Origin of the sequence: Actibacterium sp. (assembly GCF_041584535.1) — a bacterium.
Classification (GTDB): domain Bacteria; phylum Pseudomonadota; class Alphaproteobacteria; order Rhodobacterales; family Rhodobacteraceae; genus Actibacterium_D.
Genome location: NZ_JBFHDW010000177.1, coordinates 1 through 5,559, shown reverse-complemented (window position 1 = coordinate 5,559; position 5,559 = coordinate 1). Strand labels below are relative to the sequence as shown.

Here is a 5,559-nt window from a genome sequence, read left to right as displayed (position 1 = left end):
GCGGCTGCCCACTCCGGGCGGGCGATTTCTCCACGGTCGCGCAGGGCCTTGCGGCGGGCGCGGCGCTCTTCGCGTTCGGCCTTGCGGGCGTTTGTCTCGGCGTCCTGGTCGCCGCTGGCGGGCGGCGTCGGGTCGGGTTCGGGCGTGTTCGGCGCGCCCTCGTCCGGCGCCCCCGCGACTTCACGCAATGCGGCGCGGGTCTCGGCCTTGCGAGCGGTCTGGCTGCGGGCGATCATCAGAGCGATTTCCTTGTCCGGTACTCCGGAGGTGCGCCATTCCTCGACCTTTTCCTGCCACATCTTCGGAAGGTGCTGAGTGAACAGGATTTCGTCCAGCTTATCCATCGGCACCAATGAGGCCTGTTTCAGCGAGGCCAGCCAGTCGTCATATTCGCCCGTGGTGCGCAACCGCTCGACCTGAGCCGCATGGAACGCGTTCGCCGCATCCTGCAATGCCCGCAATTCGGGATCGGCCAGCATTTGGGCCATGATCTGTTTCACCGCCTCGGCATGGCGCGCGGCGTTGTCGGCAACGATTTCATTGCGGTCGAAGATGGCGAAATAATTGGCGTTATATTTGTCGGCCTTGTTGTTGACGTTGCCGCGCATCCGCCGCAGCAGATAGGCCTCATAGCTTTTCACCGCATAGTGGTTCATCTCGACCAGATCATAGCCCAGCGTCGGCTTGGTCGAGCGCCATCCGGACAGGTTGAAATCGGTGGGCATCGCCACACCCGAACCATTCACCCAATGCTGATCCATCAGCCGCTGCAGCTTTTCCGGCTGCTGCTTGGCCTTGCGGATATGCGGGCGGTGGATGCCCAGTTTCAGGTCTTCATAAGGGCGGAACAGGGTCTTTACGCCCCAGCCCTTTTTGAAATCATCGGGTGCTGCGCGGGTAAAAGTCTGGGACACCAGACCGGGGTTCCAGTCGGTGATCTCGCTTGAGCCAAAGAACCGCCATGTGATCGCCAGCGCATCGGTGCCTTCGGGCAGGGCGGCGATCAGATCGGGCAGGCGGCCGTCGCCAACCTTGATCGACAGGAACTCGTCCGCGTCCATGGTCAGCACCCAGTCGCTGTCGGTGACGTCCGGGTTTTTGCTGGCCAGTTGCAGCGCGTGCGGCTGCGGTTTCTTGTCGGCGGGAACGACGTTTTCGAAATGCCGGCAATAGCCCAATTGCGCCAGCCGCATCAGCATCTTGTCAGTGCCATCGGTGCAGTTGTTGGTATAGACGCAGATATTGTCAAAGCCCAAATGGTGGTGATACGCCAGCCATTCGATCAGACAATGGCCCTCATCCTTCATCATCGACAGGATGGTATAGCGGTGTTTTCTGTCACTCATCACATATGTGCCTGCTTGCGGCGGCGCTGCCTGTCCGGCAGTCCTTCTTGACCGGGCTGCTCTTTCAATTCGGTAAAGGATACAGGCGCTGGCCTATATGTCGAGTGTCTCGCCAGCAGCGCCCCTACTTTTCCCGGCCAACTGGCCGTTCTTGCGGCGGCGGGGGTTGACCTTTCCCGGCAAGGACCGCCATCTAGGACAAAGCAACGCACGAACCAACAGGGAGCTGACCAATGGCTTTTGAACTTCCCGACCTTCCCTATGCCCATGACGCGCTGGCCGATCTTGGCATGTCGAAAGAAACGCTGGAATACCACCACGACCTGCACCACAAGGCCTATGTCGACAACGGCAACAAGCTGATCGCCGGCACCGAGTGGGAGGGCAAGACCCTCGAAGAGATCGTCAAAGGCACCTATGCCGCTGGCGCCGTCGCCCAGAACGGCATCTTCAACAACGCCTCACAGCACTGGAACCACATGCAGTTCTGGGAAATGATGGGCCCGGGCGAAGGCGCGATGCCGGGCGAACTGTCCGCCGCGATCACCGACAGCTTCGGCTCGATTGATGCCTTCAAGGAACAATTCGCCGCCGCAGGCGCGGGCCAGTTCGGCTCGGGCTGGTGCTGGCTGGTCAAGGACGCCGATGGCGGCCTGAAAGTCACCAAGACCGAAAATGGCGTGAACCCGCTGTGCTTTGGCCAGACCGCACTTTTGGGCTGCGACGTGTGGGAGCACTCGTATTACATCGACTTCCGCAACAAGCGCCCGGCCTATCTGACCAACTTCCTCGACAAGCTGGTGAACTGGGAAAACGTGGCCGAGCGCCTGTCGAACGCCTGATCCGTCACCACAGGTCTATTCAATTGCGACCGGCCCTTCGGGGCCGGTCATTTCTTTGTCTCGCGGCCAAAGGCCGCTCGGGCATGAGTATTTAAGCCAAGAAAAAGACCTTTGGCTTCTTTTTCGCCTAAATATCCCGGGGTTTGGGGCAGAGCCCCAATCAGTCCAGCTGTTCGCTCAGGCGCGACATCAGCGTGGGCACGTCATCGACGAATTCAATGAACGCGGTCAGGCTGGCATCGGCAAAGCCGCGTTCGATCACATGGTCGATCAGGGCGCGCAGCGGGTCCCAATAGCCGTTGATGTTCAGCACGAGGATCGGCTTTTCATGCAGGCCAAGCTGGCCCCATGTCAGCACCTCGAAAAACTCGTCCAGCGATCCGGCGCCGCCGGGCAGAACGACGATGGCGTCCGAGTTCATGAACATGACCTTTTTACGCTCATGCATGTTTTCGGTGACGATAAAGGTCGACAGGTCGCGTTTGCCGACTTCGCGCTGGAACAGGTGAACGGGGATAACACCGAAGGTTTCGCCGCCGGCGCTTTGGGTGCTGCGGGCGACACGGCCCATCAGGCCGACGTCTCCGGCGCCGTAAACCAGCCGCCAGCCCTGTTCGGCAATCCGGGTGCCCAGCGTTTCGGCGGCGGTGCCATAGGCCGGGTCATCACCATCGCGTGAGCCGCAAAAGACACAGATCGAAGGGCGAATGGGTGTCATATCTGGCCTCGGTTACGCGGTTCTGGACCCGTGATAACGGGGTTGCTATGGTCTCGCAAGCGCGGTCGGGGGGACATGATCGCCGGGGTGAGGGGAACAGGCATGGCATTTTGGACAAATCTTGGCACCGGGGCACGAGTGGCCCTGATCGGCGGCGCGGCGATCGTGATCGTGGGCGTTGCGCTGTTAGTGGCGCAGGATCAGGACGTGCCGCCCGTGCCGGTTCCGGCGGCCCAGCCTGTTGCCGAGACCTCCAAGCCCGAGGCACCCTTCGCGCCCGAACCGGCGGCTGAACCGGCCCCTGTGGCGGCAGTGATCCCGGCGCCGAGTTTTGATGTGGTCCGGGTCGAACCCGGCGGCGCGGCGCTTGTCGCGGGCAGCGGGGTTGCCGGTGCGCGGGTCGATGTGCTGGTTGACGGGGAAAAGATGGCTTCGTCCGATGTCGATGGCGCGGCCAAGTTCGCGGCGCTGTTCGAGGTTGCGCCCAGCGATGATGCCCGTGTCGTGTCGTTGCTGATGGAGCTGGCCGATGGCACGCAAGTGCCGTCCGAGACCACGGTGATCCTTGCGCCGGTGCCTGCCGCGCCGGTCGCCGAAGCGCAAGAGCCAACCACCACCGAAGAGGCGCCGCGCGCGCCGGCGGTGTTGCTGGCCGAAAAGGATGATGTGTCGGTGCTGCAGCCTGCGGCGGGTGGCGATGTGCAGGACTTGGCGATTGACGCCATCGCCTATACCGCGGCGGGCAGCGTGCAGTTTGACGGTCGCGCTGCGGCGAACGCTTTTGTGCGCCTTTATCTGGACAATCAGCCGCTGCTGACCGCCGAGGCCGATGGCGCGGGCGTCTGGCAGGGCGAAACCGGGGCGATTGCGCCGGGCACATATGTTCTGCGGGTCGATCAGGTTGACGAGACCGGCAAGGTCACCGCCCGGATCGAGACCGAGTTCACCCGCGAGGCCCAAGGTGCGCTGGCGATGACCGAGTCGACCTCGCAAGAGGTCGCGTCGGCCGAGACGGCCCCGGCTGCGACGCCAGCAGCCGCTGCCACCACGCCCGACCCGGCCCCCAAGGTCAAGCTGGTCACCGTTCAGCCCGGCTTTACCCTGTGGCAGATCGCGCGTGAGACCTATGGCGACGGCGTGCAATATGTCAAAGTCTATGACGCCAACCGCAATCTGATCCGCGATCCTGACCTGATTTATCCGGGTCAGGTGTTCGAGGTGCCCTTGGCCGACTAACGCCGGCTCTGGTCTTTCGCGTTGGTCGGGCCTATCTGTTGCTGCATAGCAGAGAAGGCTTGAAGATGGCGCGCAGACCCACCACCGATGATCTTTCGAAACTTGAGCGCGCCAGCGCGTTGCGCACGATTGCGCGTGTCGGCCCGTATTTGTGGCCCGACGGGCAGGGCTGGGTCAAACGCCGGGTGGTGCTGGCGCTGTTGATGCTGGTGCTGGCCAAGCTGATCTCGGTCGCGACGCCGTTCTTTTACAAAGCGGCGGTTGACGGTCTGGCCGGGGATGCACCCAGCCCGGCTTGGGCACTGGGGGCCTCGGCGATTGGTCTGACCATTGCTTATGGCATGGCGCGGGCGATGAACGTTGGCTTTCAGCAATTGCGCGACGCGGTCTTTGCCCGGGTGGCGCAACGGGCGCTGCGGCGGCTGGCGCTTGAGACCTTCAACCATATTCACCGCCTGTCGATGCGCTATCACATCACCCGCAAGACCGGCGGTCTGAGCCGGATCATCGAGCGCGGCGTCAAGGGGGTCGAGTTCCTGTTGCGCTTTATGCTGTTCAGCGTCGGGCCGCTGGTTCTGGAACTGGCGATGGTGTCGGTGATCTTTTACGTGGTGTTCGACGCGCGGTATCTGGCGATCGTTCTGGTGACGATCACGCTGTATGTGCAGTTCACCTTCAAGGTTACTGAATGGCGGGTGAAAATCCGCAAACAAATGAACGATCAGGATACCGATGCCAACCAAAAGGCCATCGACAGCCTGCTGAACTTTGAGACCGTGAAATATTTCGGCGCCGAACAGCGCGAGGCCGGGCGCTATGACGCCGCCATGGCGGGGTATGAGCACGCGGCGATCAAGACCACTCAGTCGCTGGCCTTTCTGAACTTTGGCCAGTCGGTGTTGATCACCGCCGGTCTGGTCGGGGTGATGGTCCTTGCGGCGATGGGGGTGCAGGACGGCACGCTGACCGTGGGCGATTTCGTCATGGTCAACGCCTATATGGTGCAGATCACACTGCCGCTGAACTTTCTGGGCACGGTTTACCGCGAAATCCGGCAAAGTCTGGTCGATATGGGCGAGATGTTCGAACTGCTTGAACAACCGGCCGAGGTCACCGACAAACCCGACGCGCCGGCGCTGCGGGTGAATGGCGGCGCGATCGAGATGGACAACGTGTTCTTCGGCTATGAGGCCGCGCGCCCGATCCTGAAGGGCGTGTCGATCTCGGTGCCGGCGGGCGGGTCGGTGGCGCTGGTCGGGCCGTCGGGCTCGGGCAAATCCACCATCGGGCGGTTGCTATTCCGGTTCTATGACGTCAACGACGGCGCCTTTCGCATCGACGGTCAGGATGTGCGCGACGTGACGCAAGACAGCCTGCATGCCGCCGTCGGCGTGGTGCCGCAGGACACGGTGCTGTT

5 protein-coding genes are annotated in these 5,559 nt (G+C 62.4%); 3 read left to right on the top strand and 2 right to left on the bottom strand.

Translation table 11 applies throughout. The annotated features are described in order from the left end of the window. Positions 1–1,346 (bottom strand): glycosyltransferase family 2 protein (locus ABYW26_RS09645; RefSeq protein ID WP_372604606.1); only part of this gene is annotated, 1,346 nt, incomplete at its 3' end. 233 nt (positions 1,347–1,579) lie between these two features. Between ABYW26_RS09645 and ABYW26_RS09640 the strand changes: the two genes are divergently transcribed. Continuing rightward, positions 1,580–2,188, top strand: a complete 609-nt coding sequence (locus tag ABYW26_RS09640; RefSeq protein ID WP_372604605.1) for a superoxide dismutase — start codon at positions 1,580–1,582, stop codon at positions 2,186–2,188. A gap of 160 nt (positions 2,189–2,348) precedes the next feature. On the opposite strand, the gene ABYW26_RS09635 is transcribed toward ABYW26_RS09640, so the two are convergent. After that, positions 2,349–2,906, bottom strand: coding sequence for a TIGR00730 family Rossman fold protein (locus ABYW26_RS09635; protein WP_372604603.1), 558 nt, complete (start codon positions 2,904–2,906; stop codon positions 2,349–2,351). Positions 2,907–3,008: 102 nt separating this feature from the next. Between ABYW26_RS09635 and ABYW26_RS09630 the strand changes: the two genes are divergently transcribed. Both ABYW26_RS09630 and ABYW26_RS09625 read left to right on the top strand, forming a co-directional pair. Next, positions 3,009–4,142 carry a LysM peptidoglycan-binding domain-containing protein gene (locus tag ABYW26_RS09630; RefSeq protein WP_372604601.1) on the top strand — a complete coding sequence of 378 codons (1,134 nt, stop codon included), beginning with the start codon at positions 3,009–3,011 and terminating at the stop codon, positions 4,140–4,142. Positions 4,143–4,207: 65 nt separating this feature from the next. Further along, positions 4,208–5,559 (top strand): ABC transporter ATP-binding protein/permease (locus ABYW26_RS09625; protein WP_372604600.1); only part of this gene is annotated, 1,352 nt, incomplete at its 3' end.

Coding starts and splice junctions, on each gene's coding strand:
- ABYW26_RS09640 (WP_372604605.1), top strand. CDS start 1,580: ATGGCTTTTGAACTTCCCGACCTTCCCTATGCCCATGACGCGCTGGCC.
- ABYW26_RS09635 (WP_372604603.1), bottom strand. CDS start 2,906: ATGACACCCATTCGCCCTTCGATCTGTGTCTTTTGCGGCTCACGCGAT.
- ABYW26_RS09630 (WP_372604601.1), top strand. CDS start 3,009: ATGGCATTTTGGACAAATCTTGGCACCGGGGCACGAGTGGCCCTGATC.